At 66.5% G+C, this 16,968-nt stretch carries 17 protein-coding genes; 6 read left to right on the top strand and 11 right to left on the bottom strand.

The genetic code is table 11. The annotated features are described in order from the left end of the window. Positions 1-71: 71 nt before the first annotated feature. Complete coding sequence (locus tag E1261_RS01165) at positions 72-1,220, bottom strand: NAD(P)/FAD-dependent oxidoreductase (RefSeq protein WP_132400315.1); 1,149 nt, start codon at positions 1,218-1,220, stop codon at positions 72-74. Positions 1,221-1,347: 127 nt separating this feature from the next. On the opposite strand from E1261_RS01165, the gene E1261_RS01160 reads away from it, so the two are divergent. From E1261_RS01160 to E1261_RS01145, 4 genes are read left to right on the top strand one after another with little or no spacing between them, the layout of a single operon-like run. After that, on the top strand, positions 1,348-2,301 hold the full coding sequence (locus tag E1261_RS01160) for an LLM class flavin-dependent oxidoreductase (RefSeq protein WP_202874238.1): 954 nt from the start codon (positions 1,348-1,350) through the stop codon (positions 2,299-2,301). Next, the gene (locus E1261_RS01155; protein ID WP_165952300.1) at positions 2,298-3,851 is read left to right on the top strand and encodes an acetolactate synthase large subunit; all 1,554 of its coding nucleotides are present in this window, start codon (positions 2,298-2,300) and stop codon (positions 3,849-3,851) included. Before E1261_RS01160 ends, E1261_RS01155 begins: the two co-directional genes overlap by 4 nt. 60 nt (positions 3,852-3,911) lie before the next feature. Next, positions 3,912-4,292: a VOC family protein gene (locus E1261_RS01150; RefSeq protein ID WP_132400309.1), complete on the top strand. Its 381-nt coding sequence runs from the start codon at positions 3,912-3,914 to the stop codon at positions 4,290-4,292. Positions 4,293-4,340: 48 nt separating this feature from the next. After that, positions 4,341-4,943 (top strand): MOSC domain-containing protein, encoded by a 603-nt coding sequence (locus E1261_RS01145; RefSeq protein WP_238175936.1) that lies wholly within the window; start codon positions 4,341-4,343, stop codon positions 4,941-4,943. Here the strand turns inward: E1261_RS01145 and E1261_RS01140 are convergent. The 6 genes from E1261_RS01140 to E1261_RS01120 form a co-directional block, all read right to left on the bottom strand. Beyond that, positions 4,887-5,516: a flavin reductase family protein gene (locus E1261_RS01140; protein WP_132400307.1), complete on the bottom strand. Its 630-nt coding sequence runs from the start codon at positions 5,514-5,516 to the stop codon at positions 4,887-4,889. The genes E1261_RS01145 and E1261_RS01140 overlap by 57 nt on opposite strands. Before the next feature lie 661 nt (positions 5,517-6,177). Continuing rightward, positions 6,178-6,861: an RraA family protein gene (locus tag E1261_RS01135; protein WP_132400304.1), complete on the bottom strand. Its 684-nt coding sequence runs from the start codon at positions 6,859-6,861 to the stop codon at positions 6,178-6,180. Positions 6,862-6,937: 76 nt separating this feature from the next. Next, positions 6,938-7,537: a TetR/AcrR family transcriptional regulator gene (locus E1261_RS01130; protein WP_132400301.1), complete on the bottom strand. Its 600-nt coding sequence runs from the start codon at positions 7,535-7,537 to the stop codon at positions 6,938-6,940. Between the two features lie 60 nt (positions 7,538-7,597). Further along, positions 7,598-7,738 carry a hypothetical protein gene (locus tag E1261_RS45040; protein WP_165952299.1) on the bottom strand — a complete coding sequence of 47 codons (141 nt, stop codon included), beginning with the start codon at positions 7,736-7,738 and terminating at the stop codon, positions 7,598-7,600. A 112-nt stretch (positions 7,739-7,850) separates the two neighbouring features. Next, complete coding sequence (locus E1261_RS01125) at positions 7,851-9,845, bottom strand: penicillin acylase family protein (protein ID WP_132400298.1); 1,995 nt, start codon at positions 9,843-9,845, stop codon at positions 7,851-7,853. Positions 9,846-9,858: 13 nt separating this feature from the next. Beyond that, a complete protein-coding gene (locus E1261_RS01120; protein ID WP_165952298.1) occupies positions 9,859-10,644 on the bottom strand; it encodes a GNAT family N-acetyltransferase in 786 nt (261 codons plus the stop codon). A 135-nt stretch (positions 10,645-10,779) separates the two neighbouring features. Here E1261_RS01120 and E1261_RS01115 point away from each other — a divergent pair, with 135 nt between their 5' ends. After that, positions 10,780-11,625 carry a polysaccharide deacetylase family protein gene (locus E1261_RS01115; RefSeq protein ID WP_132400292.1) on the top strand — a complete coding sequence of 282 codons (846 nt, stop codon included), beginning with the start codon at positions 10,780-10,782 and terminating at the stop codon, positions 11,623-11,625. Positions 11,626-11,742: 117 nt separating this feature from the next. Here E1261_RS01115 and E1261_RS01110 read toward each other — a convergent pair whose 3' ends face one another. From E1261_RS01110 to E1261_RS01095, 4 genes are all read right to left on the bottom strand, one after another. After that, on the bottom strand, positions 11,743-11,994 hold the full coding sequence (locus E1261_RS01110) for a hypothetical protein (protein ID WP_132400289.1): 252 nt from the start codon (positions 11,992-11,994) through the stop codon (positions 11,743-11,745). A 183-nt stretch (positions 11,995-12,177) separates the two neighbouring features. Beyond that, a complete protein-coding gene (locus E1261_RS01105) occupies positions 12,178-12,420 on the bottom strand; it encodes a hypothetical protein (RefSeq protein WP_132400286.1) in 243 nt (80 codons plus the stop codon). Positions 12,421-12,499: 79 nt separating this feature from the next. Further along, positions 12,500-12,907, bottom strand: a complete 408-nt coding sequence (locus E1261_RS01100) for a hypothetical protein (protein WP_132400283.1) — start codon at positions 12,905-12,907, stop codon at positions 12,500-12,502. Between the two features lie 588 nt (positions 12,908-13,495). Continuing rightward, positions 13,496-15,898 carry a winged helix-turn-helix domain-containing protein gene (locus E1261_RS01095; protein ID WP_132400280.1) on the bottom strand — a complete coding sequence of 801 codons (2,403 nt, stop codon included), beginning with the start codon at positions 15,896-15,898 and terminating at the stop codon, positions 13,496-13,498. Between the two features lie 73 nt (positions 15,899-15,971). Here E1261_RS01095 and E1261_RS01090 point away from each other — a divergent pair, with 73 nt between their 5' ends. Continuing rightward, positions 15,972-16,922 (top strand): MBL fold metallo-hydrolase, encoded by a 951-nt coding sequence (locus E1261_RS01090; protein ID WP_202874237.1) that lies wholly within the window; start codon positions 15,972-15,974, stop codon positions 16,920-16,922. Positions 16,923-16,968 lie beyond the last annotated feature (46 nt).

The following is a 16,968-nucleotide window of genomic DNA, read 5'->3' as shown; positions in this document are numbered from 1 at the left end:
AGTCATCACCGATGCTCGACGGGCCGAGTACGCGACCGATACGCAGATCGCACACCCTTCGGCCGGGGTGGCTACAGCATCTGTCCCTCGGCGGCGAGTGGCCGTCCGCTCGTGAACCGCTCGGGCAGCAGCTCGGCGGGGATCGCGTCGGCGGCGCCGAGCGTGATCGCGTCGGCGATCATCCGGCCGACCGCGGGTGCGAGCATCATGCCGCGGCCGTTCATCCCGGTCGCCACCCAGAGTCCCGGCCGGGCCGGCAGCGGCCCGACGACCAACTGGTTGTCCGGTGTCACGTCGTACGCGCCGACCCGGACGCGCGGGAACGCGATCGACGAGACCTCCGGCAGGAAGCGGCGCAGTACGTCGGCGATCTTCGACCGGCAGTTCCGGTCGGCGACCGATCCGGAATCCTCGTAGGTCAGGTCACACGCCAGGATCCTGCCGTCGGCCAGGTGTTTGACCACGAACCGCTGGTCCTGAAGGATCAGCAACGGACGGACCAGTTGTCCCTCGTGCGGCTCGCTGAGGAACATCGAACGGGGCGCGGCATGTACCGGCAGCGGCACGTCCTGGGTCGCGACCAGGCCGGCCGTGTCCAGGCCGGCGGCGACGACGACGAGCGGAGCCGTGTAGGTGCGGCGATCATCGAGTACCACCGTCCAGTCCGGACCGTCGGCCGTGATCCGGTCCACCGTGCCCTTCACGAACGCAAGCCCGGAGCGTACGGCGGCGTCCGCGAAGGCCTGTGCGACGACATCGGGCCGATCGAAGTAGCCGTCGGCCCCGTTGAAGGTACCTCCGACGATCTCGTCGGCGACCAGTCCGTCGACGAGCGCCGCCACCCCCGTGGTGTCGAGCACCGAAGTGTCGACCCCCAGACTCCGCTGCAACTCCACCGCCTGTTCCAGCTCACGCAGGGTGGATTCCTCGGTCGCCGCGAACAGGTAGCCGCCGGCGTCGAACGAAGGGTCGACGGCCGGGCTCAGGCGGCTGTCGATATCGCCGTAGAAGCGCGACGACTCGACGGCCATCGCGATCGTGACCGGCGTCGTCCACTGGGTCCGGACGCCACCGGCCTGAACGCTGGTGGCGCCCGCGCCGATGGTGTTCTGCTCCACGCAGAGACAGTGGATGCCCTGCAGACCGAGATGCCACGCGATGGACATTCCCACCACGCCTGCGCCGATGATGATTACCTCGGCGGATCGGGCATTGTGCACGGTCGCCGCCTTCCTCGATGGGTTGTCACCTCACGCTCGCCGCGCGACCTACGCCGCCGATACACGCGGCCGCGGACCGCTCTGTAGGTCATCTGTATGGCGGCGATGGCGTCGGCAGGTACTTCTGGTGGAGGCCGGGCTGCTCGCTCGGGAGTCCGGGACCAGGAGGCTGTCCGTGCGCTACGGCATCGTCGTACTGCCAACGCAGCGGTGGTCGAGTGCGGTCGACAGTTGGCGGTTCGCGGACGAAGCGGGTTTCGAGCACGCCTGGACGCTCGACCATCTGATGTGGCGGGATCATCGGGCTGGTCCCTGGTTCTCGGCGTTGCCCGTCCTGTCGGCCGCGGCGGTCTCCACGCGGCGGGTCCACCTCGGCACGCTGGTCGCGAGCCCGAACTTTCGGCACCCTGTGACACTGGCGAAAGAGATGATGACGCTGGACGACGTGTCCGGCGGGCGCGCCATCTGCGGGATCGGGTCCGGTGCCTACGGGTACGACGCCGAGGTCCTGGGTATGGCGCCGTTGTCGCCGCGGGTCCGGGCCGAGCGCCTGGTCGAGTTCACCGACCTCCTGGACCGCTTGCTGCGACACGCAGTCACCACGTACCGCGGCAGCCACTACGAGGCCGTCGAAGCCCATCTACGTCCAGGGTGCGTCCAGCGGCCCCGGCTACCACTGGCTGTCGCGGCCAGCGGACCGAGTGGACTTCGCGCCACCGCGTCGTACGCCGATATCTGGGTCACCAACGGACCCTCGCGGAAATTCCGGCCACAGCGCTTCGAGGAGTCGGTCCGTGCCCTGCCCAACCGGCTGGAGGCGCTGAGCGAGGCCTGCCGGACGGTGCAGCGTGACCCGTCCACGATCAGACGTCTGGTCCTGGCCGGCCAGCAGTTCGGCGGCGCGCTGGACTCGCCGGCAGCTCTGGCGGAACTGTCCGGCAGTCTCGCCGAGATCGGAGTGACCGATCTGGTCGTGTTCTGGCCCGGAGCGGACGACGCCGCGTCGAGCCGCCGGCTCGCGACCCTGGAAGGGCTGGCCGCGACACTGTCCGCCGAGCTGCGCGACGGAGCATCGGCGTGAACGGCGCCGAGGCCCTGGTGGAGACTCTGCGGCTCGCGGGTCTGCAGGTGTGCTTCACCAACCCGGGCAGCTCGGAACTGGAACTGCTCGCCGCCGGGCTCAGCAGCGAACTGCACACCGTGCTGTGTCTGGAGGAAGGTATCGCGACCGGTGCGGCCGACGGTTTCGCCCGGATGTCGGGTGTGCCTGCCGCGACGCTCCTCCATCAAGGCCCCGGCCTGGCCAACGGACTGGCCAACCTGCACAACGCCAAACGCGCGCTCTCGCCGGTCGTCAACCTCGTCGGCGCGAGCGCCACGACCCACCACGAGCTCGACGGGCCGCTGGAGTGTGACATCGAGATCCTGGCCGGACCGATGTCCGGATGGGTCCGTACGGTTCGCGACGCGCGACTGATCACGGCGGACACCCGCGCCGCGATCGTCGCGGCCCACCTGCCGACGCCAGGCGTCGCCACGCTGATCGTTCCGTCCGACCTAGCGGCCGCGCCGAGCGGTGGTGCGGTCTGGGACGCGCCCGGCCTCCGCCTGCCCGCGCCGTCATCGAACGGAGTCGACGAGCTCATCCCGCTGCTTCACAACGGCTCTGGCGACGACGTCACCGTGCTCCTCGGCGGAACGGCGCTCGATCGGCACGGTCTGTCCGTTGCGGCTCAGGTCTGTCGCACACTGGGCTGGCGGCCGGTCGCCGAGGCCTTCCCACGGTTACTCGCCGGTGGACCGGATTCCCTGTTCCTGACTCGCTTGGCCGCCGATCCGGCTGTCGCTCGCCGCCAGCTCGCGGGCACCCGGCATCTCGTCCTCGCCGGCGCCCGGCTGCCTGTGACGGCGTTCGCCCAGCAAGGCGCACCGGGCACGCTCGCCCCGGCCGACTGCCGGATCTGGTCACTCGCGGCTCCGAACGAGGACGCCACCGCCGCACTGCTCCAGCTGGCCGACGCCAGTCGCCGGTCGTCCAGTCAGTACGACGCTCCGACCAGATCCGCACGCCGCCCTCCCCTGGCGTTGCCGACCGTTGCCAAACCGCTGACGACCGAGTTGCTGGCCACCGTAGTGGCGATGATGCTGCCGGAGAACGCCGTAGTCGTCGACGAGACCAACAGCTCCGGTCCGGAGTTCGCGGCCGCGTTACGCGAGGCGCCACCCCACGATCTCTTGACCGGCTGTGGATTCGCCATCGGCCAAGGTCTACCGCTGGCCGTCGGTGCGGCGATCGCCGTACCTGACCGTCGGGTCGTCTGTCTGGAGTCCGACGGCAGCGCCATGTATGCACTCGCGGCCTTCTGGAGCCAGGCACACGAGGATCTGAACGTCACGACCATCATCCTGAACAACCGCGGCTACGGCATTCTGCGCCGCATCGCGCCGGCGCCGACCACTGGGTTCTTCGACCTGTCCGCCCCGGAGATCGACTATGTGTCAGTGGCGGCCGGTCTAGGGGTGCCGGGCGCACGCGTCCGGACGACAGCCGAGCTCAGGACCCAGTTAGGCCGCGCGCTGACCCATCCGGGTCCTTACCTCATCGACGCCGAACTGCTAACAATCTCCTGACGGAAGCCGCCTGGAGTGTCGCTACACCACGCCCCGAGTTGACCAGGGCAAGGTGTCAACATGGTTCTGCGAACGAAGAAGACCTGGTTCGGGGTCTCACTGAACGCTCCGGACGCACAGGAACTCGGCCGCTTTTACCAGCGTCTGCTCGGCTGGGAGGTGTTCGCCGACGAACCGGGATGGATGACGCTGGCACCCAGCAAGAACGCTGGCTACAACCTGTCCTTCCAGACGGAGCAGCGGTTCGAGCGGCCGGTGTGGCCGAGCGCGGACGGAAAACAGCAGATGCAGGTCCACCTCGATCTCGAGGTCGATGACCTCGACACGGCTGTCGCGCACGCGGTTGAAGCAGGTGCGGAACTCAGCGACCACCAGCCGCAGGACGACGTCCGCGTCATGCTCGATCCGGCCGGACATCCCTTCTGCCTCTACACGGACTGACCCATAGCCGCCGTGTAGTTCTGCTGTAGGCGGGCCCGGCACCCTGGGGTGGAAACTCGTCTGGAAGGGGTCGGCACCTTGCTCGATCAGCAAGAGGTCCGCGGCGCGCAGATCGCGGTCGAGGTGGTCGCCTTGATGGCGTCCCCCGTCCATTCGTACGACGGGAATCCCCAGGACGGACCGCTGCCGGATCCTCGTCCCGTGGGCCGACAATCGATCGAGGTCCGCGCGGGACTCGGCATCGTCGGCGACCGATACTTCGGTGCGGACGTGCGTCGTCGTACTGCGGTAACTCTAATGGACGCTGCGTCGCTCGACCATGTGCAGGAAGAGCTGCACCTGACCGAACCGATCGACCCGTTGCGGACCCGACGCAACATCACGCTACGCGGCTATGCAATGGACAGACTCGCAGCCGGTCGCGGCCCAGGCAACGACCGTCGTCTCGGAAAACAGTTCAGTCTCGACACTGGATCGGGTCCGGTCGCCTTCCAGGCACTCGCGCCGGCGAGTCCCTGTGCCTGGATGGACGTTGGTCTCCATCCAGGTGCCTTCCAGGCGCTCCGCAGCCGCGGCGGTATTCGGGCACTTCCCTTAAGCTCGGGAACCGTCAGCATCGGGGCCGGGCAACTCCAGATCTTCGGAAGCTGACGAGCGGCGTTGTAGTGAGGCGTCTCCACCATGACCACGATCGACCGTGGTGTAGCCGCCGTCATGGTAAATCAAAGGTTCGTAGTCGGATCGTCCCGCATGATCGACAACACAGGCGACAACCAACCGATGATCGCCAACAGGCCAACGATTCTCAACGACGACACGAAGGTGCCCAGGCGCCTCATCAAGCACGGGTTCACCGGTTGGCAACCTTGACCACCTCGTAGGCTCCGAGAACCGATCGGCTCCCAACTGAGCGAAGCATCTCGCGATCGACGCCTGCCCAGCGGCGAGAAAATTTACGACCAGACTCTCGACCGACCCGATTGTTGGCCAACTCGACGCACCGGTGGTGATGGTGAACGCGATCAGCGGCGGCTGCAGGCTCACCGATACCAAGGAACTTGCGGTGAACCCCACTGGTCCGGATCCTGCATCGGCTGTAATCACCACTACCCCTGCCGGATGCCTACGAAAGGCCGATCGAAACACTTCCGCATCGACAGCATGCTCCTCACCGCGTCGCGATCCATCAGTGTCAGCACGGGGTCCAGGATGCGACGTCGTCATTACACATCCCAGATTCCGATGCATGCGTTACCTCCCGCGAAACAACGTGCGATCCCCTTGCTCTGTGTCATAGTTCAGGAGCTACATACTCTCCGCATACAGGCCCGAGGCTCTGCTCAGTCCAACGCTCCAGGTAGGGCGCTGTCTGCCATAGGCCGCCTCATCCGTCATCACGGCTTCGGCTCCCGGTACGCCGCTCGCGCCCTGCTCCTGGCTACCCACCGCTCAGCGCAGACCGAGGACTCGTTGAGGTCGTCGTCGTCGTGGTTCATGGCGGGTCAGCGGGCCAGGTGAGGCGGATGGCGCCAGCGTCGAAGTGTGCCGCCATGGAGTCCTGTTGAGGAGGAATCGGCAGGCGGCAAACACCGGTTGAGGTGGTGCGGTCATCGGGATCGCTCGCGCTGCGGATCCCTTCGTCGCGTTCACCTCTGACAGCTGCTAGGTCTTGGAGATCTCGGGATTGACGCAGAGGCCGAGGATGAGACGATCAGGTGTGACCGCTCAACGGACAACGAGGTCATCCCTTGCGATCCGACCGATCTGAACCAGACAACGGCTGCGTCTGTTCTGGACGATAGACAAACGATCCGCCGCTGAAGACATCCGACCCGATCGGGTCTGGACCGGGTCGAACTGTCGGTTCGTATCGACGCTGCCGGGGCTACTTCTTGGCGGTGGTTGAGAGGGTGTGCAGGTAGCCGGGGAACGTCAGCGACGGATCGGTGGCGCGCAGTTTCAAGTACTCGTCGAACTTCATTTGCTCGCGGAGCGGGTGGCCTGCCCGGACAGCGGCGATCTGGCGGTCCTCGTTCTTCTTGATGGCTTCAGCCAGGTCGAACAGTTCATCCAGGCGATCGCCCGGGATGAAGAGGACACCGTCCTCATCACCCAGCACGACGTCCTCGCGGGTCACTTGACAGTCTCCGACAGTTGCCGTCGAGAACGGATCGGCGGGGGCCGGGCCGAGGCGCCAGGGGTAGGTCGGCACTTCGCCGAGACTGAAGACCGGCAGACCGACCTTCCTCAGGCCCGCCGTGTCACGATGCACGCCCCAGATGACAGCTCCTGACAGCTGGGCATACTCGGCCTCGATCGCCAGGAGGTCTCCGAAGCAGCCTTCGTCGCGGCGGCCAGCGTTGTCGATGACCAGTACGTCGCCTGGCCCGGCCAAGCCGATCGCCTCGAAGACGACGTCCAAGCTGCCCGAGTGCTGAACTGGGAGTACCCGGCCGGCAACGCGCTCACCGATGGCTGCCTTCAGCGGCACCGCCCGGACAGGCACTCCCAATCGCTGACAGGCATCCGCCACGTTCGCCGTACTGAAATCCTTGAACCTCTCCAACATCTCCGGCTTCCCCTTTCGGTGAAATCACTGATTCGTGTTGATAGACAGGGCACAGCAGGTTCCTGTGACATCGTCGTCACGGCCGCGGGGCCCCGCATTCGGTGTGAGCCAGCAGGGTCATCGCCTGATGTGCCAGCGGGACGGGACCCAGGTGGTTGGGGTTTTCGGACCAGAAGCGGATGACTGTGTCGATGGTGTTCACAGTGGTACCGGCCATCAACGCTGCGGTGAACGCAGTGCGGTGGGGATCGGCATCGGGCAGGCGGCGGACGAGTTCAGCCGCGACCCTCGTACGAAACCGGGTGTTGAGCTCGCTGAGGTAGGCGCTGATCGACGGCGTCTGGGCGGCCAGGGCGATGGTCACACGGACGCGGTCGGGGCGGGCTTCCACTTCGTGCAGGACCCGCTCGACAAGGGCTCGCAAGAGCTCGGGAACCGTGATGCGGGGTTGTTCGCGCAGCCAGGTGGTGGCGTCGCGGAAGCAGTCCTCGAAGAACTCGAGGACGAGCGATTCCTTGGTCGGGAAGTAGCGGTAGAGCGTGGTCGGCCCGACCTCCGCGGCCTCGGCGATCTGCTCGACCGTCGTCCGGCTGAACCCGTACTCGGTGAACAGCTCGACAGCCTTGTCCGCGAGCACCCGGCGAGTCCGTGCCCGCTTCACCTCACGCAGCCCCATCAGCACCTCCCGCCAACAGGTCTACCGCAGGTCAGCGCGGTGATCCTGGGTGTACGACTCCTAGTGGGTCGTCGAGAGCAGACGGAGCTCGCGGCCGCGTTCGACGGCGGTACGGCGATCTGTCGCGCCGAGCTTGGCGTAGATCCAGCGGATGTGGGTGTTGACGGTTGGGGGGAGCCACTGCCGCGGTGGTGCTCGCACGGACCGGCCACGACGTCACGGTCTTCGAACATGCCTCCGAGATCTCTGAGGTGGGGGCCGGTATCGCTTGCTGGCCGAACTCGTCCGACAGACCAAGAAGCCACGAAGCGGGCTAGACGACTGGGATCAGCTTGCCGGCCAGCCAGAGTGCGAGTTGGTCGTGGTGGTGGGGCGTTCCTTGGATGCCGGAGGCGCCCAGTGGGACGACCCACGAGCTGGCGTCGCGGTCCGCGAGGTCCCAGGCGTAGCGTGCGGCGGAGGCCTGGAGACAGAGATCGGTGCAGCCGGGGATGCTCGTGGTGGACCATACGCAGTCGCGGTCGCCGCTGAGGGCCAAGTCGATCGGGTCTTCGGTCTGGGTGAAGAGGGGCGTACGCAGCGGGTGGAGCGGGGTGAGCTGGTGGGTTTCGCCCCAGGGTGAGCGCGGCTTGGCGGCGGCTACTTCTTCCAGCCCGGCCCTGACGATCGGTAGGACATCGAGAACGGTGGAGGCGAGGAGGTTCTCCAAGGCGTAAGTGGTGCGGGTGTGGACGTCCAGGAGCGGCGCGAAGAGTTCCGGCCAGTCGGGCTTCTCCAGAGTGTTGAAGTGGTCAGCCAAGCGGACGATGACGGCTTTGCGGAGGGCGACGTACGTCGAGGCGGTGGTACTGGTGGCGTCCATCCGCCGATCCCAGGCCAACAGCTCGTTGCGGAGGGCAACGGGTTCGGCGCTCAGGCCGAGTAGGCCGGGGAGGAGGTCGAGAATGCTGCCGACCGAGCCGAGGTAGGTGTCGGTGTGGATGGCCGGCATCTGGTCGACCGACCAGTCGGAACGCTGCAGCAGCAGCTCGCGGATGCGCCGGGTCCGATGCGGTGGCGCGAACTCGACGCCGAGCGGCGCGGCGATCTCGCGGGCGTTCCCCATCGAAATCGGCCCGATAACCTCTTCGCTCGGCATCGGCAGCCAGCCGTCCCACGCGTAGGCAGCCTCCCAGGCCGGGACGACGCGGAGCATGTTCGCCTGGTGCCGGCGCGGGACTGCACCGGCGACCCGATGCAGCAGCCCGCCGTCGGTGTCAGCGGCCATCACGACGTTGACCGGCTCGACCCAATCCTCCAGGGCAGCGTCGACCTCAGCGACGCTCGTTGCCTGCAGCAACCGCGGAATCACTTCGAAGCCGAGCCGGTGCAGAACGCGCGGCGGATGGCGCAGGCTGATCGTCTGGTCAGCACGGTCGACAATGATCGGGCCACGCTCGGTCTCGATCACCTCGATCGTCACCGCGTCCGCTCCGGCCACCTCGACGACCTCGGTGTGCAATGCGGCGGGCGCCCAGCCGGACGGACCGAGCGCTTCGACGGATGAGCCGGTCCGCCGGAGCTGCTCGGCGTACAGGTCCTGGTAGTCGGCAGCAGAGTTGGTGATCGCCCACGCCACCTTGCCGGTGTGAGCGAAGTGCGCGAGCCCGGGAACCCCCGGCACGGCCAGACCCAGTACGTCGTACTCCGGGCAAGTAAGCCGGATCTGCTGGTACACGCCGGGGTGCTCGACGTAGCGGTGCGGGTCACCGGCGATGATCGGCTGCCCGGTCGAGGTCGAGGAGCCGGGGATCAGCCAACCGTTGCTGCCGGACGCTGTCGGCCCTTCCGCCGTGAAGAGCTCGAGGTACTCCTCGCCCAGCCGCTCCGCGACATGCGTTCGCCACAGTTTCCCAGGGAAGCCCGCGAACAGGACGTGCAGAACGAGCCAGATCCCCAGCGGCGTCCACGGCTCCCACTCGCCCGGTGTCAGCCCCGTCTCCACGAACTCCGGAGCCTCGGCTGAGGGAAGAGCTGAGTTGACCCCGTCGACATATGCCGTCACCCACTCGGCCGTCGAGGAGTCCAACGCCTCGAAGCACTGCCGAGCGGTGTCGGCGAGCCGTGCCTGGCGGGCGAACGTGTCCCACGGTACGGCGTCCGGGCCGAGGAAGGCAGCGGTCGTCCCGTTGAACTGATGCCTCGCGTACTCGAGCTGCCAGGCACGGTCATGAGCTGTGGTCGCGCCCTGGAGGCGGACAAGGCTGAGCGGGTCGCCGGCCTGCACATGGGGTACGCCATACGCGTCGCGGTGTACCTGAGGATTCACTCCACGTCTCGTTTCAGTTGGGTTCAGACCACGTAGGGACAGACAGCAGCCGGTACTGCGTTACTTCGGAAAAGCCCATCCGGCGGTAGACCGGCTCCCCCATCGCACTGGCGGTCAGCGCGGCGACCTGCCCTCCCCTGGCTTCGCCGGCCCGCACGGCCGCGGCAGTCAGGGCGGTGCCGATCCCGCTACCTCTGAAGTCAGGGTGCGTTCCGACCAGGTAGATCCCCGTGACGCCATGGCTGACCCACGCCATGGACGTCCCGACGATGCGACCGCCGGCCCGTGCGGCGAATAGATCGACTCTTTCCGCGCGCAGCAGCGCGGCTTCGTGCGCGACCATCAGCCGGACGTCCGGCGCTCGCAGCGAAGCGGCGAAACTGTGAGCGAGCACGAACTCTGTCAGTTCCGCAGGGCCGCGCACCCGATCGATCGCGATTCCGGCCGGGGCCTGGACGGAAGCCGCCAGCGAAGCATCCATCACCAGGACCGGAAGCCGTTCCAGCTCCGCCGCTCCGCGCCGTAGAAGCTCGTCGGCCGTCTCCGGCGCACTGTCCGGACCCACCCACCAGACCCAAGGAAGCCCAGCGAAGTTCTGCCGAGCGTCGGTCAGTGCACGATCGATGTCGCAGTCATTGATCCGGAGTACGCCGTTCAGCGGGGCATACTGAACCTCGCTTCGGTACATGACCAGGCCGCGCTCGCTGTCCGCAGCCTGGCCACGATCCCACGAGAGCAAGAAGGCCCGATTCGCCGCGAGCTGCGCCGCGAGCCCTGCAATGCGTCTCGCCGTGTGCATGCTTCCTTGAATATCAGCCGCAGCTGCAGGGAGGGGAGGAATTCGATTCCTATCCACTGCCAGCGCACGACTCCTAGCCTGCGTCGACCGGCGCAGACCCGATGTCGTTTGCATCAACAGAAGTGGGAGCCAGAAATGTCCGACTCACAAAGTAGCGGCGCGTCCGTTTGTCTCAGCTTCGACCTGGACGCCATCTCGTTCTGGGTGGGCATGCTCGGTCTGTCCTCGCCGACCTACATCTCGCGAGGCGAGTTCGCCGCCACCGTCGCAGCACCGCGGATTCTGGATCTGCTCGACCGCGAAGAGGTCAAGTCCACCTGGTTCATTCCAGGCATGGACGCTGAGGCCTACCCGGACGTCTGCAAGCGAATCCGCGACTCGGGCCACGAGATCGGCCATCATGGTTACGCGCACGAGGTCCCGACGAATCTCGACGAACCGGCCGAGCGTCGGATGATCGAGCGCGGTCTCGAGGCGCTCGATCAGGTCCTCGGTGTCACCCCGACCGGCTATCGGTCGCCGGCAGCCGATCTTTCGCCCAATACGACCTCGTTGCTGGTCGAGTACGGCTTCCGGTACGACAGCAGTTTGTGGGGCAGCGACTACGGCATGTACCGCTGCCGCACCGCCGACGTCGTCGATCCCGAACTTCCGGTCCAGTTCGGCGACGAGCTCGACCTGGTAGAAGTACCGCTGGGAACGATCATTGACTTCGTCCTCCTCGAGTTCGTCATGACCCCCGGCTTGTTGCTCCCCGCCAGCACCGATGTCGTTGCACTCGGCAAACGCTGGATCGACGACCTGGAGTTCCTGGTCGACCAGGTGCCAGGTGGAACGCTGACCGGAGTCTGGCACCCCGCCGCGATCGGCCGCGCGAGCAAACTGCGCACCGTCGAGAACTTCATCCGACGCGGCAAGGAGCTCGGAGTCCCCTTCAAGACCATGTCCGAAGCGGCCGAAGAATGGAAGAGCGCCCACTGAGCGAGCCGGAACAGCGGGGCCGGCGATCGTCTGCCTGGGACGGGGAAGGCGATACAGGTCGCCCGCAAATGGTCCCTGCCCATCACCACCGCCGACCGCAGTTCCCCATCAAGTCCATCACCCGCCTCTGCCCGTAAGGCCCGGCTGGGGCGAGTGGATCGGCACCGGCCTCGTGCCCGGGTTGCGGACCGTGGTGGTGAGCAGGTGGTTGCCTCGGGCATCGATGATGCAGCGGGCCGGGTCCTGGGTGCCGCTCGCGACGGCGAAGACTCTGATCTCGAGATCCTCGACCAGCGCGCCTGGCACCTGGTCGAGGGACTTGGCGACCGTGACATCCAGGCCGGGCCGGCCGCCGAGGAACCCGACCACGGCGGCGTGGTCGCAGGATGATCCACTTGATGCCCGCGACGATCAGCGCAATCAGTCCCGCGATCTCGCCTACCATCACCATCATCTTGAGGACCGGGTGATTGTTGAGCTTCTCAAGACGTTGGAACACCGTTACACGCCGGTTGCCCGGAGGTGGTTGCACCTCCGGGCTGTCCGGGGCGGTCAAGACAGCACCATGTTCATCAGCACCGCCTCGACGGCGCCGCTACCGAAGTTGTTCGCCAGTCGCAGCTCCAGCGTGTCCTCGTACCCACACCCGGTCAGGGTGCCGCCGATGCCGGTCGCATCGTCGGTCCCCACCGGCACCGACGGCGTCTCCGTCGGTGCAGCCGCCGGCGCCTGCACGGTAGTTGTCACCGTGACGGTCGCCGGCGGCTGACCACTGCTCTCAGTTTGCTCCCCCACATCTGCGCGAAACTACGCAGCTACTGTGCGTGAATCCATGGATCAATCATTTGAACCGAGAGTAGTCACCGATTCGTGATCAGCTGGTGAAGTACCAGGTGTGCCAAACGATGATCCCCCGCCAGTCGAACTTGTTCTGGCGTACTTCGAACTTGACGATCTTGCCTTGCGGGAAGGCCTTGGACTTGGCCTGTCCGGGCTCCACGGTGATCTCTTCGGTCGCGCCGTTGTCGAAGTGAGCGACGAACTCGGCCCAGTTCGTTCCACCCTTGGCAGACTGGGCGATATAGGCCCAGCTCTTGCCGGTGCCCGGGCACTGGTCGATCTGGAACGTGGTGGTCCCCCAGTAACTGCGGACCCAAGGCCCCTGCGGGCAGCCGGTGACCTGGGCGGATGCCTGGGTGGTCAGGAAACCTACGGACATGCAGAGCGTCAGCAGCAGGGCCAGGCCTGCACGCAGGAACGTGCGGCTGAACTGATTCTTCATAGTCATCTCCAGTCAGGCGGTTGGGACGAACACCTGATTGACCGTGCCGGCACGACGTCCGTGACGTGATCATCCAGGGTTTCTCATTCCCTGCTTGACTCCCGCTGCACCTTGATTGCCTTAGGCACCGAATTCCGGGGTGACTCAGCGGAACTCGACGATCGGATCGAGGGCCGCGATGAAGTCGTCGGCCAGTCCGGAGGGTGCTCGGACCAGAAGCGGATGACGGTGTCGATGGTGCTCACGGTGGTACCCGCCATCAACGCCGCGGTGAACTCGGTGACCCGACGATCGTGGCCGGAGAGACGGTGGACGAGTTCGTCCGCGACAGCCTGGCGAAACCGGCTGCTGAGCTCGTTGAGGTACGCACTGATCGAAGGTGTCCGGGCAGCCAGGTCGATGGTCATGCGGACGCGGTCCGGGTGCGCTTCCACGGCGCGCACAACGTGTTCGCAGAACAACTCCGCCGCCTTGTCCGCGATTACCCGGCGAGTCCTGCTCGCTTCACCTCACGCAGCCCCATCAGCACCTCCGCCGATAGGTCTACTGCAGATCGGCGGCACGATCCTGGGTGTCAAATTCCCAGGATCAGTGGGTTGTCGAGAGCAGACCGAGTTCGCGACCGCGTTGAACGGCGGTACGGCGATCTGTCGCGCCAAGCTTGGCGTAGACCCTGCGGATATGGGTGTTGACGGTGTTCAGCGAAACCAATAGTTCGGCGGCGATTTCCGGGCGAGTGAGGTTGGTCGGCAGGTAGCGGAGCACGCGAAGTTCACTGGGACTGAGCGGGTCGACGAGCGTCCGGGCCGGCGGGGCCGCCGTACCGCTGCGGACCGCGTCCAGGATGTCCACCACGAGCGCCGCGTGTTTGGTCTTCCAGGTCGGCAGAACCTCCAGAACTCGCCACGCGCCCGTCATCGCGAACGGCAGGATCAACCGGTCCCGCTCCGCGAGGTCGAGCGCGCGCTCGATGGCTGCGGTGGCCGCAGGCTGATCACCAAGGTCACAACAAGCGAGAGCCATCAGCAGTCTGCCTTCGAGGTCCGTGTCCGTCTCGAGAACGCGCCGGGCTGCGGCGGCATCGCCCGAAGCGAGGTAGATCGCCGCAGCAGCCTTCGGTACGTCGCCGGCCGCGGCAAGCGTCGTACGCGCCTCATCCAAAAGACCGGCGCGCGCTTGCGTGGCAACCGTCCAGGCCGTCACCTGCTCCGCGAACAACTGCTCATCGCCCGCCGCAGCGAACTCGGTCAGCGCCTCCTGATGACGCCCGCGAGCGGCCGCGATCAACCCCGCGACGACGTGGGTCAGGGTCTGGATACCGGGTTCGCTGACCATCTGGTTGGCACGGTGCAGCCACCGTTCCGCGTGGTCGAACTCGCCGGTCCACGCCAGGATCCAGGCGAGCGTTGCGTACGCCGGCGCGATGACCGGTTCGTCGTCCCAATCATGCTGATTCGCCAGCGCGATCACAGCCTCGGCGCGTTGACGGGCGAGCGGCAGGGACTGGCGGGTGGCGACAAAACTCAGATAGGCAAGCGCAACCGTCTCGAGGTACGTCCGGTTCAGGTCGTGGGCCAGCGCCGCACCCTCCGACAAGTGCCGCTCGGCGCCGGCCGATCGCTGCTCTGACCATGCCTCGGTCGCTCCGAGGTTCAGGAGCTGGATAGCCCGCAGATCGGCGTTCGGCAGGCTGTGATCCGGTGCGACGACGCGGTCGTAGTGGCCTTGCAACCTGGCGAGCTCCAAGTCCAGCACAGCAATGATCGCTGGGTACTCGCCAGTGGACCGAGCGATCTCCAGGTACGCCGACGCCTCGTCGAGCCGCAGTCGACTCAGCTCGTCGATGGCATGCACCAGTGCGAGCGAGTCGCCCTGAGCCGGGAAGGCGCGGAGGAGCGCCCGTACCGTCTCCGCCTCCCCGTCGAGGTTCAGGCTGAGCGCGTGCTCGGTCAGCAGTCGCGCAGCATCCGCCCAGTCACCCGCGGCCTGCAACTGCCGGATCGCAGCGGCGGGTTGCCCATGTTCCGTCAGCCACTGGGCAGCGAGCCGGTGCAATGCCGGGATACGGTCCGACTGCCGACGCCGAAGCTCCAAGCGCAGCAGTCCCGCGAACAGCTGGTGATACCGAAACCACGTGTGATCAGCATCCAGTGAGACCACGAACGCGTTGGCCTCCTCGAGCTCCAGCAGGATCTTCTCGGCCCCGGACCGACCCGTGAGCAGATCGGCCAGCTCACCATTGACCTTCTCCAGCAACGAGGTGCGCAGCAAGAGGTCCTGTACGTCGGGATGCTGCCGCACCAGCATCTCGGCCACCAGATACTCGGCGACGGACCGATCGCTGCCGGAGAACTCGGCGACGAACCGCTCCGGATCGGGATGCCCCGCCAGCGACAGCAGGGCTAGCCGCAGCCCGGCCGCCCAGCCCTCGGTGCGTCGATGCAGCACCTCGACAGCCTGCCCGGACAGCGTCAGACCTGCTGCAGCAACCAGCTCGCGGGTCTCCGCGACTGTGAACCGCAACTGCGGACCGCGGATCTCGGCCAGCTCACCGGCCAGCCGGAGCTTGTGCAGGTGCAACGGCAGCTCGCCACGGGTGGCGACGATCGCGTGCGCCGCGGGGGGAAGCCAGCTCAGCAACGAAGCGAGTTCATCTGGTACGTCGAGCTCGTGGACGTCGTCGATGATCAGCACAAACGGGCCGTCGATCGAGCCGAGCTCGGACAGAACCTTCGTGCGCTCGTCACTGCCCGGTACCGCGACCGGGGGTTCCGATCCGCAGGCTGCGTGGACTCCGCTGAGGACGTCGTACCAGAACTGTTGCTCAGGGCCAACCGTCACGAAGGCGACGCGGCGGTCCTGGCGCTCCACCCAAAGGCGGAGCAGCGACGTCTTGCCGCTACCGGCCGGCGCCGAGACGACCGTCACCCTCCTCGTCGCCGCGCGGTCCAGCGCAACTACCAGGTCATGGCGGTCGATCAGCCGGGACACAGAACCAGTGTAGTTGCCCAATCACCTGATTCCGGTGATGTCTGCTCACCTGCTTGGTGACGATCCTGGCTCTATGACCACTACTGAACTGCCGGCCTACGCGCCGGTCCCAGAGTCCTCAACAGCCCCCGCCGTCAACGAGCACGGCTACTACGTCGGTCGGGTGGAGAAGAATCTCTACTGGGTAACCGATGGCGGTTACCAGGCGGCCTTCCTGACGACACCGGACGGCGTCGTCCTGTTCGACGCGCCGCCTTCCATCGGCCACAACCTGCAGCGCGCCATCGACGAGATCGCGGTGGCGAACGACGTACCGAACACGGTGACCCACCTCGTCTACTCGCACCACCACGCCGATCACATCGGGGCATCGTCACTGTTCGGCGCGGACGTCGTACGGATCGGCCACGCCGAGACGAAGCGGCTGCTGCTCCGCGCCGACGACCCGGCCCGGCCCGCGCCCGACGTCACCTTCGACACCAAGTACACGTTGCAGGTCGGCGGCGAGACCATCAACCTGGCCTGGCTCGGTTCCAACCACACCCCCGACAACATCTACATCCACCTGCCCGACCACAAGACGCTGATCCTGATCGACGTGGTGATTCCCGGATGGGCCTCGTTCGCCGCCTTCAACGTCAACTCCGACGTTCCCGGCTCGATCGCCGCACCGGACAGGGCGCTCGACTTTCCCTGGAAGCACTTCATCGGCGGTCACCTCGGCCGGCTCGGCACCCGCGAAGACCTCGCTCTGCACCAGCAGTACCTGGCCGACATCGTCGCCAACGTCCGCATCGCCCTGGCCACAGTTGACCCGATGCCCTTCTACGCCAAGTACGGCAACAACACCTGGGCAGCAGTCAAGGGCTATCTCGACACCGCCTCCGCACAAGCCGCCGCTCCGGTGGTCGAGAAGTACGCCGGCGTCCTGGGCGCAGCCGATGTGTTCATCACCAGCACCGTCTTCGCCATCCTCGAATCCATGCGCCTCGACCTCGGCGAAGGTCTCTTCCTGCACCCGTAAGCAGATCCCGTACTTCGAGGCCCCCCGCGCAGCCTGGCTGCGCGGG

It is taken from the genome of Kribbella albertanoniae (assembly GCF_004348455.1).
Lineage (GTDB): Bacteria > Actinomycetota > Actinomycetes > Propionibacteriales > Kribbellaceae > Kribbella > Kribbella albertanoniae.
This window is presented reverse-complemented; position numbering and strand designations above follow the sequence as displayed.